This is a genomic window from Mesorhizobium sp. P2_F8, assembly GCF_056403655.1.
This window is the reverse complement of sequence record NZ_JBFUFB010000001.1, coordinates 258,060-274,432: the sequence shown is the minus strand read 5'-3', so window position 1 is coordinate 274,432 and position 16,373 is coordinate 258,060. Positions and strand designations below refer to the sequence as shown.

General features: G+C 62.4%; 13 protein-coding genes and 1 pseudogene. 9 read left to right on the top strand and 5 right to left on the bottom strand.

Annotated features, from left to right (window positions below):
* Positions 1 to 9: 9 nt before the first annotated feature.
* From srlA to ptsP, 4 genes are all read left to right on the top strand, one after another.
* Positions 10 to 771 (top strand): PTS glucitol/sorbitol transporter subunit IIC, encoded by a 762-nt coding sequence (gene srlA, locus AC1DZP_RS01280; protein WP_013892733.1) that lies wholly within the window; start codon positions 10 to 12, stop codon positions 769 to 771.
* 16 nt (positions 772 to 787) lie between these two features.
* Positions 788 to 1,792 carry a PTS glucitol/sorbitol transporter subunit IIB gene (gene srlE / locus AC1DZP_RS01275; protein WP_095089213.1) on the top strand — a complete coding sequence of 335 codons (1,005 nt, stop codon included), beginning with the start codon at positions 788 to 790 and terminating at the stop codon, positions 1,790 to 1,792.
* A 127-nt stretch (positions 1,793 to 1,919) separates the two neighbouring features.
* Positions 1,920 to 2,300 carry a PTS glucitol/sorbitol transporter subunit IIA gene (locus AC1DZP_RS01270; RefSeq protein WP_095089211.1) on the top strand — a complete coding sequence of 127 codons (381 nt, stop codon included), beginning with the start codon at positions 1,920 to 1,922 and terminating at the stop codon, positions 2,298 to 2,300.
* 49 nt (positions 2,301 to 2,349) lie between these two features.
* Positions 2,350 to 4,329 carry a phosphoenolpyruvate--protein phosphotransferase gene (ptsP, locus tag AC1DZP_RS01265; protein WP_477299873.1) on the top strand — a complete coding sequence of 660 codons (1,980 nt, stop codon included), beginning with the start codon at positions 2,350 to 2,352 and terminating at the stop codon, positions 4,327 to 4,329.
* A gap of 15 nt (positions 4,330 to 4,344) precedes the next feature.
* Here the strand turns inward: ptsP and AC1DZP_RS01260 are convergent, their stop codons facing one another.
* Positions 4,345 to 5,142 carry a hypothetical protein gene (locus AC1DZP_RS01260; protein WP_477299872.1) on the bottom strand — a complete coding sequence of 266 codons (798 nt, stop codon included), beginning with the start codon at positions 5,140 to 5,142 and terminating at the stop codon, positions 4,345 to 4,347.
* 156 nt (positions 5,143 to 5,298) lie between these two features.
* Between AC1DZP_RS01260 and AC1DZP_RS01255 the strand changes: the two genes are divergently transcribed.
* On the top strand, positions 5,299 to 6,321 hold the full coding sequence (locus AC1DZP_RS01255; protein ID WP_095089205.1) for a sugar-binding transcriptional regulator: 1,023 nt from the start codon (positions 5,299 to 5,301) through the stop codon (positions 6,319 to 6,321).
* 103 nt (positions 6,322 to 6,424) lie between these two features.
* Positions 6,425 to 6,778, top strand: coding sequence for a cupin domain-containing protein (locus tag AC1DZP_RS01250; protein ID WP_184875962.1), 354 nt, complete (start codon positions 6,425 to 6,427; stop codon positions 6,776 to 6,778).
* Between the two features lie 97 nt (positions 6,779 to 6,875).
* On the opposite strand, the gene AC1DZP_RS01245 is transcribed toward AC1DZP_RS01250, so the two are convergent.
* Positions 6,876 to 10,025, bottom strand: coding sequence for an efflux RND transporter permease subunit (locus AC1DZP_RS01245; RefSeq protein ID WP_477299871.1), 3,150 nt, complete (start codon positions 10,023 to 10,025; stop codon positions 6,876 to 6,878).
* A complete protein-coding gene (locus AC1DZP_RS01240) occupies positions 10,022 to 11,185 on the bottom strand; it encodes an efflux RND transporter periplasmic adaptor subunit (RefSeq protein ID WP_477227808.1) in 1,164 nt (387 codons plus the stop codon). Before AC1DZP_RS01240 ends, AC1DZP_RS01245 begins: the two co-directional genes overlap by 4 nt.
* 63 nt (positions 11,186 to 11,248) lie before the next feature.
* Between AC1DZP_RS01240 and AC1DZP_RS01235 the strand changes: the two genes are divergently transcribed.
* Both AC1DZP_RS01235 and AC1DZP_RS01230 read left to right on the top strand, forming a co-directional pair.
* Complete coding sequence (locus tag AC1DZP_RS01235; RefSeq protein WP_095089594.1) at positions 11,249 to 11,464, top strand: cysteine rich repeat-containing protein; 216 nt, start codon at positions 11,249 to 11,251, stop codon at positions 11,462 to 11,464.
* Between the two features lie 1,274 nt (positions 11,465 to 12,738).
* Complete coding sequence (locus tag AC1DZP_RS01230) at positions 12,739 to 13,530, top strand: hypothetical protein (RefSeq protein WP_477300195.1); 792 nt, start codon at positions 12,739 to 12,741, stop codon at positions 13,528 to 13,530.
* A gap of 165 nt (positions 13,531 to 13,695) precedes the next feature.
* Here the strand turns inward: AC1DZP_RS01230 and AC1DZP_RS01225 are convergent.
* A pseudogene (locus tag AC1DZP_RS01225) lies at positions 13,696 to 14,121 on the bottom strand (polysaccharide biosynthesis/export family protein); the annotation flags it as partial.
* 612 nt (positions 14,122 to 14,733) lie between these two features.
* The gene (locus AC1DZP_RS01220; protein ID WP_095089588.1) at positions 14,734 to 14,937 is read right to left on the bottom strand and encodes a hypothetical protein; all 204 of its coding nucleotides are present in this window, start codon (positions 14,935 to 14,937) and stop codon (positions 14,734 to 14,736) included.
* Positions 14,938 to 15,421: 484 nt separating this feature from the next.
* Here AC1DZP_RS01220 and AC1DZP_RS01215 point away from each other — a divergent pair, with 484 nt between their 5' ends.
* A complete protein-coding gene (locus tag AC1DZP_RS01215; RefSeq protein WP_167392245.1) occupies positions 15,422 to 15,589 on the top strand; it encodes a hypothetical protein in 168 nt (55 codons plus the stop codon).
* Positions 15,590 to 16,373: the final 784 nt, after the last annotated feature.

Genomic DNA, 16,373 nt, shown 5'->3' with positions numbered 1-16,373 from the left:
GGAGGAGAAATGTCTGTATTTTCGTTGTTGGCGCAGCATGCCGACATGGCCGTGCACAATCTGCATGTCGCAGGTGCCATGGTCTCGGATGCTGCATTGCATGGCAAGCTCGCGGTAGAGCATGCCTCCGACCATCTCGTTGTCCTCGCACAGGCGGACAGCGGACCGATCACCGTCGATCAGTTCAAGGAAAAGCTGAAGGAAGTCCAGCAGGAAGAGCAGCTCGGCTGGCTGACCGCCATCGGCAAGTATTTCATCGGTATCTTCCAGAAGGGCGGCGAGGTCTTCGCCGGCTTCGTCACCGGCATCATTCCGACGCTGGTGGTGCTGATGACGGCCTTCTACGCGGTCACCGAACTGGTCGGCGAAGAGCGCGTGCACGGCCTGGCGCGCGGCGCCGGCAGGATCGCGCTGACCCGCTACACGCTGCTGCCGCTGCTGGCGGTGTTCTTCCTCACCAATCCGATGGCCTATACGTTCGGATCGTTCCTGGAAGAGAAGCACAAGCCGGCCTTCTATGACGCGGCCGTGTCCTATGTGCACCCGCCGCTCGGCCTGTTCCCGCACATCAATCCCGGCGAGTATTTCGTCTGGGGTGGCATTCTCGTCGCGCTGCTGGAACTGGAGAAGAAGGGCGCCGTCGTCGCCGGCTATCACGTCAAGGTGGCGATCTGGTATGCCATCGTCGGCCTCGTCGTCATCCTGCTCAAGGGCATGCTGACCGAACGCATCACTGCCATCATGGCACGCCGCCAGGGCGTCGAGCTGTAAGGGCGGGGAGGACATCATGGCCAAGACATACAAAGCCGTACAAATCTCCCGGGGCAAAACCGGTTGGGGCGGTCCGCTGGTGATCGAGCCGACCGAACAGCGCAGCAAGGTTGTTTCCGTAACCGGTGGCGGCATTCATCCGGTGGCGCAGCTCATTGCCGATATGACCGGCGCCGAAGCCGTCGACGGCTTCAAGGCGCCGCCGATCGAAAGCGAGATGGCGGTTGTCGTCGTCGATTGCGGTGGCACCGCACGGTGCGGCGTCTATCCGCGCAAGCGTATCCCGACCGTCAATCTGACGCCGGTCGGCCAGTCTGGGCCGCTCGCCCAGTTCATCACCGAGGACATCTACGTTTCGGGCGTGAAGCCGGCCAACATCACAATGGCGGACGGATCCGAAGCGGTCACCACTGCAGGGGGAGCAGGATCGATGAATCCAGGCAATAACAACGCGGCGGCGGCGCCGCAACCGCTGCCGAGCGAGGGCGGCGTGATCGGCCTGATCAGCTCGATCGGCCGCGTCATGGGCCGTGTCGTCGGCATCTTCTTCAATGCCGGGCGCCGTACCATCGACCAGGTCGTGCGCAACGTGCTGCCGTTCATGGCCTTCGTGACCATGCTCATCGGTCTGATCCTCTACACCGGCATCGGCGATGTGCTGGCGCAGCCGATGGGTCCGCTGGCCAACAACATCGTCGGCCTGCTGATCATCTCGGCGATCTGCGGCCTGCCGTTCCTGTCGCCCATCCTCGGGCCAGGCGCGGTCATCGCACAGGTCATCGGCGTTGCCATCATCGGTCCGCAGATCGCCAACGGCACGATTTCGCCGGCAATGGCACTGCCGGCGCTGTTTGCCTACAATACCCAGGTGGGCTGCGACTTCGTTCCTGTCGGCCTGGCGCTCGGTGAGGCCAAACCGAAGACGATCGAGATCGGTGTTCCGGCGGTGCTCATCAGCCGCCAGATCATGGGCCCGGTCTCGGTGCTGATCGCCTGGATCGTCAGCTTGATCGTGTTCTGAATCAGTTCCAGGCAAAGTGTGAGACGGTTTTCCGTCCGGAATTCCGCCAAACAAAGGATAGAGCGGTTCGCCGTTTTCGTGAAACAGTGAATCGCTCTTAGAGAAGTTAGGAAATGAGGTTCGCCATATGACGGTTCTGTTGAGAACACGGGTCACTGCCATCGGACCCGAAGTGGCGGATCTTGCCGAAGGGGGCGTGGTCATCCTGTTTGCCGATGGCTCGCCGCCGGAGCTTGCCGAGGTTTCCGTGCTCCACAAGACGGAGCACGGACCCAGCGACGGCGCGCCGCAAAAGGGCGCGTCGATCACCCTTGGCCCGGTTGCCGCGACCATTACCGCGGTCGGTTCCAGCGCCTGGAGCAAGGTGCTGGAAATGGGCCATGTCGTCATCTCGTTCAACGGCGCTGCCGAGGCCGAGAGGCCCGGCGAGATCTGCGCCTCGCAAGTCGATGCGCAAGCGCTCGTGGCTGCGCTCACGACCGGCGCGATCATCACCATCGCCGCCTGACGGCATTCGCGCCGCGACCTATGTTGGCGCCCAGGACCAGAGTATTGCCATGGAACGCTCGACCATCGTCAGAGTGCATGAAGGTTTGCACGCCCGTCCCGCGACGCGGTTCGTCAAGCTCGCCAAGGGTTTCGAATCCGACGTCGAACTGGTCAAGGACGGCAAGGCGGTCAGCGCCAAGAGCTCGGTCAAGCTGATGCTGCTGGCGGTCAAGGAAAACCAGGAAGTCACCGTGCGGGCGAACGGCGCCGACGCCATCGAGGCCATCGAGGCGCTGATCGGCTATCTCGAAAATCCAAAGGCCGGCCTTGACGACGAGGATTCACCGCCGACCGGCAATGCGGGCCAGGACGCCGCTGCCGCCTTGGGCTCTGCGCCTGCTGTTGCCGGCGCAACCACCGGGTTGCGCGGCGTGGCCGCAAGCGAAGGTTTTGCCATCGGGCCGGCCTTCGCGCATTTCCCGCCTGATATCGCCGTACAAGGTCGCAGGTTGCAGGCCGAGGAGATCGCCGGCGAGATCGACAGGTTCCGCGCCGCCGTCGCTGCCGTCCAGGCGCGCATGGATCGGGCCCTGGCGCAGGACAGTCTGTCGGCCGGTGACCGTGGCATCATCGCTGCGCTCAGGGACATCGCTGCCGACGACAGCCTGACCGGCGAGGCGGAGGACCTGATCAAGGGCGGCAACGACGCGGTTTCAGCCGTCATCACCGCCGCCTCCACCATCGCCGCCGATTTCAGCGCGGTCGAGGATCACTATCTCAACGCGCGGGCGGATGATGTCCATGCGGTCGGGCGGCAGATCTGCCTCGTGCTGCTCGGGCAGGACGACATCAGCCTCGAAGACATCGCCGAAGGCGCCATCCTCATCGCCGACGACATCGGCGCCTGGGATCTGGCGCGCGCGCCGCTGAAGCGCATCGGCGGGGTGGTGTGCGGCCATGGCGGCGCCACCTCGCACATCGCCATCATCGCCCGCTCGCACGGCATTCCGGCGGTGCTCGGCCTTGGCGACCAGATCAATGCCTTACGCACGGCGCGCGAAGTGGCCCTCGATGGCAACAGCGGCCGCGTGATCGTCGACCCCGACGCGGCGACCCGCACCGAATTCGCCGGCCGTGTCGAAGCGGCGGCGCAGGAACGCGCCGGGCTAAGCATCTTCAAGACGGTGACGCCGAAGCTGGCCGATGGCAAGGTGATCGAGGTCGCGGCCAATATCGGCTCGCTGGAGGAAATCGAGGCAGCGCAGGAAGCCGGCGCGATGGGCGTCGGCCTGTTCCGCACCGAGCTTCTGTTCATGCGCCATATGCACCTTCCCTCGGAAGACATGCAGGCCGAGACCTATGCGGCGCTGGCCAAGGCCTTTGCACCGTACCCGGTCATCGTGCGCACGCTCGACATCGGCGGCGACAAGCCGATCGCCGGCATCGAATTTCCCGACGAGGAAAACCCCTTTCTGGGCTGGCGCGGCATCCGCATGTGCCTCGACCGGCCCGACATCTTCAAGCGCCAGCTCAGGGCGCTGCTGCGGGCGGCCGTGCATGGTAACGTCAAGGTGATGCTGCCGATGGTGGCCGACATCGGCGAGGTCAGGCAGACGCGGGTTCTGGTCGCGGAATGTGCGGCCGAGCTGAAAGCCGAAAGCGTGCCGCATGCGGCGTTCGATCTCGGCGTGATGATCGAGACCCCTGCGGCCGTGCTGATCGCGCCGGCGCTGGCCAGGGAGGTGGCGTTCTTCTCGATCGGTACCAACGACCTGACCCAGTACATCATGGCCGCCGACCGGCTGAACCCGACAGTGGCCAAGCTCAACGATGTCACCAATCCGGCCGTCATGTCGGCAATCGAAATGACGGCCAAAGCCGGGGTCGCCGCAGGCATCATGGTCGGCATGTGCGGCGAAGCGGCCGGCCGCCCCGATCTCATTGCAACGTTCGTCAAAATGGGGCTTACCGAGCTCTCGATGAGCCCAGCCTCGATCCAGCGTGCCAAGAAGGCGATCATGGCCATGGCGGCCGAATGTGCCGCCTAGCCGAGTTCTGGGCCGCTACGGCAAATGGGCAAGCAAGGTGGCGAAGACGGGTGTCAGTTCGTCGACCGGGCTCGCCTTGGCGCAGGCCTGCACAATGCGGTCTTGGCGGATATCGGCTGCCAGGATCGCAATTTCCAGCATATCCGGTTCCGGCAGGCCGTCCCTGCCGGTGGTTGCCAGGCCACAGGCCAGAACGAGCGGCGCCAGGCAGCTGATGTCGAGCGTCCGGTCACCGATCGCCGACGTCTCCGGCGTGTCGGCAAAGTGGACGGGGCGCTGGTTGAGACACTCGACCAGCAACGCCGAACAGGTGGCCGCGATCGCCGGAAGCCCAGCACCAGGCGCGACCAAAGCGGCCAGCAGATCGCCATGCCGCTTGCGCATCGTGGCATGGACGGCGGCGAAATCGGCTTCGTGAATGCGGGCATTGTCGATGTTCAGGCCGGCCAGCACCGCCTTGGTCAGATAATACATGTCGCGCCGGAACAGGCGCTCCGCGCTCAACTGGCGATCTTCGTTCCCGGCCGGGAAATAGGTGGCGAGGCCTTTTACGGTGGTGCCGTCCACCTTGATCGGGCGCTCATGCGGGACAAAGGATTCGGCGATCGACAGCGCTTCGTCGAAGGCACTTGCGGCATGGCTGAGCAGGCCTTCGATGCCTTTGCCTGGAAATGGCGGCAGATGGCTGGTTGCTTCGCGCACGACACTGGCGTCGCCGCTGCCGTCATGGCGGCTTTGGCGAATGATTTCACGGACTTCCCGTAACCGATCTTTCAGATTGACGCGGACATCTTCGGAGATTTGTCGGAGCATTGCCAATCGCCTCGAATTGCTGCGGATGGCCGCCAACATAAGGCAGCCGCCACTTCTAGATTGTTCCTATCGATTGGTAGATCAATAGGCGATACTAGACCAGCATGCAGAATCGGCGACGGCGCGCTCGTCCATCGCCGTGGGGGAGGGACGAATTTGGGCAGGCGACGACAGAGCGAAACCGACGATCGTCGAGGTGGAAGCGAGACGCCCGAGCAGGTCGCCAGCGAAAGCCGGACGGATCGCCTCAGGATTCGCGCCGCCTGGATGTATTTCGTCGAGCAGATGACGCAGAACGAGATCGCCGACGTGCTTGGCGTCGGCCGCGTCACCATCGTGCGCATGCTGGCGGACGCCCGCTCGCGCAACGAGGTGAAGATCAGCATCGAGAGCGAATTGTCGGAAATCGTGCGGCTGGAGCGGGCGCTGGAAAAGACCTTCGGGCTGCAACAGGCGCTGGTGGCGCCGCTTTCCGCCCCCAATGCCGACCCGACCCCGGCGATCAGCGCCAAGACCGGCAGCTTCCTGTCCGACACGATGAAGTCCGGCATGCGCGTCGGCGTCGGCTGGGGCAGGACGCTGTTCTCAAGCCTGCCCTTCATCAGCGCCAAGTCGCTCACCGACTTCAAGGTCATTTCGCTGCTCGGTGGTGTCGGCGTCGTGCGTCGATTCAACCCGGCCGAGTTCGCCTGGCGCTTCGCCCAAATCTTCCAGGGCGACGGCTATCTGATCCCAACGCCGGCCGTCGTCGACAGCGTCGAGACCAAGATCGCGCTGGTCGAGCGCTGCGGCCTGCAGGAGGTTTTTGAAATGGCCAACGTGCTCGATGCCGTTCTGCTGAGCGTCGGCGGCATCGCCTCAGCCACCACCTTCTCTCGCGGCGGCTTTCTCAAGGAAGCGGATCGGGAGGCCCTGCTTGCGCGTGGCGCCGTTGGCGACCTTCTGTTCCATTTTTTCGACCGCAATGGCGATCTGGTCGACCACCCCGTCAACAGCCACGTGATGTCGGTGGATGTCGACCGTCTGCGCAAGGCGCCGATCCGCATCCTCACCTCCGGCGGCGAGGAGAAGATCGAAGCCTTGCTTGGCGCTATGACCCTGATCGCCCCGACGATCCTGATCACCGACGAGGAAAGCGCGCGGCGCATGCTCGAGGCGCATGCGGCGCAAGCTTCATAGTGATGTCGGCCGGATGGTGCCGGCTGGTTGCCGGCGTCAGGAGCATCCGCTATCTGACCGTCCAGGCAATTGACGCCTGAGCCAATCAAACGGAGCCTGAGCCATGACACGCGAGACAATCCTCAAATTCGGCGCTGTCGAAAAGGCCGACGCCGGCGATCTGGCCGGATGGATCGTGGTAGAAGGCAGGCCGACCATGCAAACCGCCGTCCAGCACACGACCGAGGACGGTAAGGTGATCTCTGGCACATGGCGGGCGACGCCGGGCACCTATCACGCGACCTACACCGACTACGAGTTCGTGCACATGATCGCCGGCCGCATTATCATCACCCCCGATGGCGGTGCACCGGTCGAGGTGGGCCCCGGCGACGCCTTCGTGGTGGAAGCCGATTTCAAGGGAACCTGGAAGATCATCGAACCGGTGACGAAGCATTTTGTCGTCAGGGTCGGCTGAGCCTGTTCGCATAGGCCGTCGATGGTGGACGTCCCTGGCACATCCAGTGCGAGCAACGACAGGCATGCCGGCGCGCCATCCAGCTTTGATTGTATCGTTACTTGACGAGCGTTGGGGTGGCCTCGCTCTTCTTCGTGCGTGCGGAGCGTCGTTCCTCCAATCGTTGCAGGATGACGAAAAAGGATGGCACAAAAAGAATGGCCAGGCAGGTCGAAGCGAGCATGCCGGAAAAGACCGTGATGCCGATCGACTTTCGCGCGCTCGCACCGGCGCCGGTTGCAAACACCAGCGGCGCCACGCCGAGGATGAAGGCAAACGATGTCATCAGAATGGGCCGGAAGCGGGCACGAGCGGCTTCGATCGCCGATTCGACGATAGGCGTGCCGGCGGCACGCAGTTCGCGTGCGACCTCGACGATCAGAATCGCGTTCTTGGCTGACAGTGCTATGAGCAGGATAAGGCCGATCTGGACATAGAGGTTGTTGTCGATGCCAAGGCTATTGAGCACCAAGACCGGCCCCACCAGAGACAGTGGCGCGGCGAGCAGGATTGAGATCGGAGCGAGCCAGCTCTCATATTGGCCGGCAAGGACCAGGTAGACAAGCAGCAGCGCCATCCCGAACACCAGGTAAACCTGATTGGTAACGAGCTTCTCTTGGAAAGACAGCGCAGTCCAATCGGAGCCAGTACCGGGCGGAAGGGTATCCGCGGCAATCTCCTCCATCAGCTTGATTGAGTCACCTGACGAAAAGCCTGCAGCGGGCACGCCTACGATCGACGCGGCAGGATAGAGATTGTACAGGCTGATCAGCGATGGACCGACGCTGGGTTCAATCGTCAACACGGTTCCGAGCGGGATCATGTCTCCGTTGTTGTTGCGGACGGTAAGGCGGCCGATTTCCTCCGGCGTCAACCGGAACTGGGCGTCAGCCTGCACATAGATCTGGAAGACACGCCCGAACTTGTTGAACTGGCTCACGTAGCTGGAGCCGAGATAACCGGCGAGCGTCTGGAATACCTGGTCCGTGGTCAGGCCGAGGGCCTGCACCTTGTCGCGGTCGATCTCGGCCTTGTACTGCGGGACATTGGCGCGGAACGATGATGAGACGCGCTGGATGCCCGACTGTGTCTCGGCCTTTTTGACGATCGCACTGACGGAGCCTTGCAGCTTCGAGAGGTCGAAACTGCCGTCGCGGAGTTCGACTTGCAGCGTGAAGCCGGCGGCGTTGCCGATGCCCTGGATTGGTGGCGGAGGAAGCACCAGAACAATGCCGTCGGCCATGCCCGACAGATTCTTGTTGAGAGTGGCGTAGAGCGAAGTCAGGTTTTCGCTCTTGCCGCGCAGATCCCAGTCCTTGAGAATGATGTAAGCGACGCCTGCGTTGGCTAGCGTCGAATTGTTGTCGAGGGCCGAAAGCCCGGCGATGGTGACCACCGTCTCCACCCCAGGTGTAGCCTTGGCGATCTTCGAAACCTGCTGCAGCGTTTCCTGGGTGCGACCCAGCGAGGCGCCGTCAGGCAGCTGAACCGCCGCGAGCAGATAACCCTGGTCTTCGATCGGGATGAAACCGGTGGCGACGCGCGACATGCCGTAGCCGGCCGCGCCTATGATCATGAGTGCGACCACACCCGTTACGGCGCTATGACGGACCATCCCTCCGATCAACCGGACGTAGGCATTCTCGGCACGCTGGTAGACCGCATTGAAGCCGCGCGCGAAGACATTGCGCTGTTCCGGTGGTATGGGACGCCTAAGCCATGTCGCGCATTGCGTTGGCTTCAATGTCGCGGCGTTGACGGCGCTGATCAGCGCGGTCGCCGCGATCACCAGCGCGAATTGCGCGTACATCCGGCCCGTAAGGCCGGGAAGGAAGGCCGCCGGCAGGAACACCGCCAGCAGCACCAACGTGATACCGATGATCGGCGCGAACAATGTCTTCATGGCGGCAATGGCGGCGTCGTGGCTCGACATGCCGCGTTCCATGTTGTGGGCGGCCCCCTCGACCACGACTATGGCGTCATCGACGACGATGCCTATGGCGAGCACGATGGCGAACAAGGTGGAAAGGTTGACCGAGAAGCCGAGCGCCGCCATCGCCGCGAACGCGCCAATGATGGTGACCGGTACGGTCGTCGCCGGAACCAGCATCGCCCGCCAATCCTGCAGGAAGACGAGGATGACGATCAAAACCAGTACCGCCGCCTCAAACAGCGTCTTGTAGACCTCGTTGATCGCCTGGCTGACGAAATTCGTCGTGTTGAATGGTATCGCGTAAGTTATGCCCTGGGGGAAGGCACGCGCCAATTCCTCCATCCTGGACGCGACCCTCTTGGCCACATCGAGCGCGTTCGCGCCGGGTGCCAGGAAGATGGCCATGCCGGCGGCCTGCTGGCCGTCGAGGTTGAAGAACTGTCCGTAGGTCTGCGCACCGAGTTCAACCCGCCCGACATCGCGAACACGCGTCATATCGCCATTGGCGCCTGTCTTGACCACAACGGCGCCGAACTGGTCGGGATCGTCAAGGCGGCTGGACACTTCGATCGAATATTGGAAGGACTGGTCGTCCGGCGCCGGCGGGGCGCCGATCTGACCTGCTGTGACCTGTTCGCTCTGCTGTTGAAGTGCCTGAACGACATCTTGCGTGGTCAAGCCGCGCGCCAGCATCTTTTCGGGATCGAGCCAGATCCGCATGGAATATTGACCAGCGCCGAATACGCTGACATTGCCGACGCCAGGCAACCGCGAGATTTCATCCTTAAGGCTGATAGTCGCGTAGTTGCTAAGATAGAGGCTGCCATATTTTCCGTCGGGCGAAGTCAACGTCACGATCTCGAGGATGGAGGTCGACTTCTTCTGCACGTTGACGCCCTGCACCTGCACTGATTGGGGCAGCCCCGCCATGGCGGCAGAGACCCGGTTCTGAACAAGCACCTGGGCCAGGTCCAGATCTGTACCGATGGCAAAAGTGACGGTCAGGTTGTAGCTGCCGTCGGAGGCAGCGAAGGACTGCATGTAGAGCATGTTCTCGACGCCATTGACTTGCTGCTCGATCGGCAGTGCGACGGTGTCGATGACCGTGCGTGCGCTGGCGCCCGGATAACGGGTGGTTACCGAAACGGTCGGTGGAACCACGTCGGGATATTGCGCTACCGGCAACGCAAAGAGCGAGACGATGCCAACGACGACGATAAGGACGGCAATGACATTCGCCAAAACGGGTCGTTCGATGAAGAATTTGGAGATCATTGGCCAGCACCATTGGCCGGAGTTTGCTGGAGGGTCTTCACGGTCGGTTCGATCTTCTGGCCCGGCAGGGCTGTCAGCAAGCCAGATATGACGACGCGGTCTTCCGCTGTCAGGCCGGAGGTAATGACGCGCAACTCGCCGACCAGTTGGCCAATCTCGACGCCGCGTTGCTCGACTGTGTCGTCCTTTCCGGCGACAAGCACATAGCGGCCGCTCTGGTCGCTGCTGATTGCACGATCCGGTACGAGCAACATGTCCGGCTGCTCGCCGAGCGGGATGCGCAGTCGGACGAAATAACCGGGCAGCAGCGCATTGTCCTTGTTTTCCAAGACGGCGCGAACCAGAAGCGTGCCCGTTGAGGAAGATACCGCCGGCGCTGCATAGTCGAGCGTTCCTTTGTGCGGATATCCAGTCTCGGTCTGGAGGCCGACATCTACCGGTATCTTCTTGAGACTCTGCATTGTCAGACCACGCTTGGCCATTTCAGCCCGGATCCGCTGCACATCCTGCTCACTGACATTGAAATTGACGTATATCGGATCCATCTGGACGATCGTTGCGAGGTCGGAAGTGCTGCCAGTGCCTACGAACTCGCCGACCGATACCTGGCGGGCGGTGACGATGCCGTCGAATGGCGCCTTGACTTCGGTGTAGCTCAGGTTGAGTTGCGCCTGCTTGACGTCAACGGCGTTCTGCTGCTGCTTGGCCACGTCGACCGCAGCGGCAGCGGCAGACTGGTCCAACGTGGACGCCGAAATTACCTTCTGCGCGAGCAAATCCTGTTGCCGCTTCAGGTCGGCGCTGGACTGTTTGACGGAGGCATCGGCCGACGTCTGGCCAGCCTGGGCCTGTTCAAGCGCCAACTGGTAAGGTTCAGGCTCGATAAGGAACAGTCGGGTGCCCGCTTTGACGCGGTCGCCGTCCTTGTAGTCTATTTCCTGGATGAAGCCCGCCACCCGGGCAATCAATGGCGTCGAATTGATGGCGGCCGTATTCCCCGTCTCGTTGAGATAGGGCGTTACCGTCTGCTTGAGCGGCAGCGCCACGTCGACCTTGGGCGGCGGCGGCGGGACATAGGCATTTTGCTTGTTGCATGCTGAAAGCAGTGCCGTCGCCGCAAGCAAAGTTACGGCCAGCGCAATGCGCGATACCAAAAGCATTTGACCCCCCTCAACACTTCACGGTATTTTGATTGAATGTTAGCCATTTTGGAGGGGTTTGTCATGCGAATTGCCTTGAGCGTGGTTTTCCTAGCCGTTCAGATGCTTGCGGCTCAGGCGCAGACAGCGGCCGAACGTGAGGCTTGCCAAGCGAACTTCGAAAAATTCTGCAAAGGCGTGGAGCCAGGCGGCGGCCGCGTCATTCAATGTCTGACGGAACATTTCAGCGAGCTGACGCCGGAATGCCAAAAGGTCGTCAAGGCGAACACACCTGGTTAGGATCGCGCAGTGCGCTCCGCCGAGCCGTCAGGGCCGGCTGGGGCCGGAGCCGCGCATGTGTCAATGCCACTCCTGAGCGCTACGAGCAGGCAAGCCGGATGTTCGGACGCTTTGGCGAATGGACGCGGCCCTATCGTCTGGTAGTGAGACGTCGGACACCCGCCAGGTTCGTCAAACCTATGTCACCGCGACGACCTGTCCCGCCGCGTCGAGGCGACATCCAACCCGCGCCTGTCGAACTTCGATGCCGCCTTGTCTTGCATAGTCTATGCGCACCTCGATTGGTGCGGTGAGGGCACCGCGACGGTGCCGGCGCAGGGTACCTGCGCTGGCTGCGTGCACACTCACGGCACCAAGTGGCTTCGCAGCCGACATGATCGCCTGACGGCAGACGCGAACCACGGCGGGCGGGGTGCCAGGTATCACCTTTAACGGCGCCTGAGGCCGTAAGGGATAACCTGTGGTGCTTTGCCTGTCGCGACCACCTTTGGAGGGCCAGAGGCTGCGTGGCAGGGCGACTGCGTGTCGCACGCCCCTGGTCACGACTATGGCGGCCGCCTTCTTGCCGACGCCGACACTTGCTGGCCCTGTGGTAGCCCCCGACGCCGCGCTCGCTCGACTATTTGCCGTACTCCCCGGAGTGGCGCCAGCACCGGCGGATTCGTCTCCAGCACTGGGGCTTGCCGAAAGGCCGCCTACGCCGCCGACGTTGGTACCGGCTCCAACGTTGGCGCCAAGCGATCCGTTGCTCGTGCCGACCGAGCCTCCAACATTGGCTCCCCCGATTCCGTCGACGCTCGCGTCGACACCGACGGAGGCGCCGTTCGAACCGACGCCTACACCGGCGCCGACCCCGATGCCACCGACCTTGCCTGCAACGCCCGCCGACCCCTCGCTCGCGCCGGCCGACCCTCCAACGTTTGCTCCTCCGACACCGTCGACGCTCGCGCCAACACCGACGGAGGCGCCGTTCGAGCCAACGCCCACACTGGCGCCGACCCCGATACCACCGACTTTGCCTCCAAGGCCACCAGCAAGAGCCGAAGCAGGCCCGATCGCAACTGCGATCGCCAATACGGCAGCCGGATACTTGCGCATCACCATAATCCTTGTGCCGTGCCCAACGGCGCCCGCGTCGGGAGCAACGCGGCGGGAAGGCTAATCGTCGTCAGCCGAACAGGTTGCGGTGACTTGCGGACCGCCACTTTGCGGATTTCTCGCCCCTCGGGCTCATGGGCCGATCTAGCCCGTTTCCCTGCGAGTGCACTGGTGCGTTGGCCTGCGCGATCACCGACAGGCGCTTTGGGAGCGGGCTCGATGCGCTGATCGCGAGGCGTAGTGCGAGCTTGCAGGATGTCGGTTTCGTTGCGTGCCGCAACGAGGTCGCGGGTCAGGCCGACGGCCCTTTCGCGCTGTTGCTCCAAAGCAGCAGAGAGCCGGGCGACTTCCTCTTTTGCCGCGTCGCGATCCTGGCGGGCAGCATCGAGATCGCGCTCGAGAGCATCTGCTCTCCCACGTTCCAATGCGAGCGCTTCGCCGGCCCGCTTTGCAGCGGCCTCAGCGATCTGGCGGTCCTGAACAGCTGCCATTTGCGCAGCCGCAGCCAGTTTTCCGCTCGCCTCAAGAGCATCGAGAGATTGGTGCGTCGCGGCAAGATCACGTTCGAGGCGTTCAATCGTCTGCCGCCCTTCGTCAAGCGCGCGTCTCGCTCCAGACAGGGAAGCTTCCGCCGCCTGGTGCGCGCCGAGTGCTGCGGCCTTTTCGCGGATCGCGAGAGCGGCTTTGACTCGCAAGCTTTCGACTTCGCGCTGCGCCATCGCCAGACCCTGCGCGAGCCGTTCGGCTCTTTGCTTCTGGTCTTCAAGGGCTTGTCCTTGAAGAGTTGTCGCCTCTGGGACCGCACGCGCACGCACGCCTGCGTCGGCTGTGACGCGCCGCATCTCATCAAGTTCGTCTCGCGCCGCTTCCAGTTCGCTGCGAAGAACCCGCTCGACCCTGTCTGCAGACTGACGATCCGCAGACGCCTGCTGGCGAGCCGCCTCAAGCTCCTGGCGAACGGCAGATAGTTCATGCAATGACGCATCCGTCTTGGATCGTTCCCCTCCTAGCCCGGTCGCGGCAGCCTCCACCAATGGGCGAGAACCGCTCACGTCTGGCGGCGCCCCAGCCGGGTGCCCCTCGGCTTTGGCGCCGCCCGAAGACGCTGCCGACTGCGTGCGCTGCACGGTCATGACGGGACGGGTGTCGAAGCCACTTCTGGCCTGTAAGCGATCGGTAATCAGCCTTGCCAATTCACTCTCACGCAGACCCGCAGCCGGAACGTGCCCAATCCCCGGAAGATCCAGCGTCCCGGTTGCACCGATCGTAAAAGCACCGTTGAGCTCCACGCCCTCCGTGATGCCGCCGCGCAAGGCATCCCACCCCGAGACCTTTAGCTCGACAGTGTCTTGAGGGGCGAGCCTGTCGTCAGTCTCCGATTGACTCTTTGCTGGGGCGCCAAATAGCAGGATCAGGCAGAACGGGATAAGGCTTATCGCAGCGCCGCGTGACCTCTTGCGAGGGTCATGAAACAACGCCGCCACGGCCGAGAATCGTCGGATACCACCGGAGAGTGCAGGGCTGTGGCAATCCGCGTTGGATGTCTGGACATGATCCATGACGGGACCTCCATGACTCTCACCGACCACGCGCCGCGCAAAGCTCGCGACGCGCAGACAAAGCTCACGGCGTGAGCCTACCAAAGTCGATCAGCAGTGGTGAGTACCAAATAGAGCGTAAGCTGCATCGCCCAATTGAGTAAGGGGCCCATCTGTACCAGGTTCTGGCAGCCAACTGCTCTGCGCTCGGACCTTCGATATCGCGTTCAACGACCGTTGCATTCGCCAAAGACACCAGAGAAGGCCCCCTCTATTTGCTCGTCACGGTATTTCGGCGGCCGATACCGTCGGCGTAGGCGCGGCCCGAGGATGTTGCCATCATCGAGGCGGCACTGAAATGGCTCGCGCGAAACCCACGAATGAACTCAGCTGCTGCGCGAGCCACTCCCTGTGAGTTGCGCCCGAATACGCACGCTCTGTCTCGGCTCCTTGAGAGCGCCAATCAGTCTACCGGTTGGTTGGCCTTATGCGGATTTGTAGGCTCTTATCGCAGAGATAGCTGCGACTCGCGGCGTCGCCTTGGTGATGGACGGGAGGTCTGGCCAATTCGCGCCCTGGTGAACGCCAACCCCGCTTTCGGCCCGAGGCGGTAGTGTCGCAGTGCTGGCAGGCCTATTGCGCCCTCTGTTTCTTGGCTTGTGCGGCGATAGCGCAGAGGAAGGCCAATGCGGCAGCGTCGCATGCCGTCCGCGACGGCCCTTTGGCGAAAAGCATGGCATCCGCAATTGGGATCGTTAGGCCGTACTTTTGGGCGAAAGAGGTGATTTCGTACGGCTGATCGTCAGATGGATGGCGGATGTCGAATTCGAAACCCATGCCTACTTCCTCCCAGTTCGCGACCTTCCACTCCTTGGCTGGATGCAAAAATTAAACTACCGATGCATCGCGCGAGTCCAGCAATTGGAAATTGTGTAAAACGATACATTTTGCGGTCGCGCCAACATCTCGTTGTGGCCGTCCGCCGGCCACTCCCGCTTTCGCTTCGTTCGCAGTCTTCCCGGCTTGCCAGCGCAATCGAGATCAGGGTGCGCCAGCACCGGGATCATTGCGCTCGAACTCCCGCTCCGTGACGATGTCGTGACGTCATCAGGCGGAAAGCCGGTCGTTTTTTTGCGCGAAGCCCGCACACCGCGAGAGCGGGCCTTTAGGGCCGGCGAAACAAGGACTTCAGTCTTAATTGCGCGACATCTAATATAATATAGACTTATCAGCGCGGGGGATTTTCCCGCTATTGCAGTGGCCGGTGCGGCGCGCTTCACCCAAGCATCCACCGCACCGGCCATTACCGAAGGCCGGAAGGATGACCGACAAGCCGGTGCCGACCTATGTTGTGAGCGTGTTCGAGAAACCTCACTGGCGCACAGTCCTGTCAACGAAGGACAAGGAGAAGGCCTTCGCTTTGGCCAAGGAAATCGGGGACAAGGTGCGAATTGAAGAGATTGCGCCGAAGGTCAAGAAGGGACGCTGACGGTCTACCCAAGGCCACCCTGATGGAAGCCCGAAACCCGATCGATGAAAAGCCCGCCACGGGAGCGACCCGCGGCGGGCTTTCGGAGTGGCTACATCCCTAAGGAATCGACCGCTTGTAGTTGTATTGTGAACTGCATGATCGCGTTAGCCTATGGTGTGATCGCGGAAGCCTTGGGCTTAAGCGATATAGCGGGTGATCAACCGCTGACGGTCAGTCGGCATTTCGGCCGTGGCAGGCAGAAAGCCGTGGATCTTGTCAGCCATGATGCCCCCTGAAACACTCCTCGAAACGTGCCCTAACCGCATGGTGGGCGCCAATAGAGGCATGTCTCGGAGGAACACGCGTGCGCTTGGCTGCAGGGCCATGAGGCAATCCCAGCGTGGGTGCGGCAAGCCACAGAACTGGCTTGACGGAACATTAGAGGTCGCTAACAGTTGGTGGTTGCGGCAGGTGATGTCTCACCCACATCCTGCCGAAGATCGGGACTCCATCGCCTGGTCGGCCCGCGCTCTCCGCCAGAGGCGCGGGCTTTGACTGATCAGGGGGGAGAGATGACTTATGAGCCGGCCACAAGCTACATCGCGAGCCAGGCGTGGCAGGTGTTGATCTAAGGCCGCATTGCGCCACTAGAGCAGTTCACCGTTTCACGGAAACGGCGAACTGCTCCAACTCTCTGTTTTGACGCAATTCCGGACGGAAAACCGTTTCACACTTTTCCTGGAATCGCTCTGGCGGCCATTCCGACTGCATGAGTTGCCGTACTTGCCAACATCACAGAATT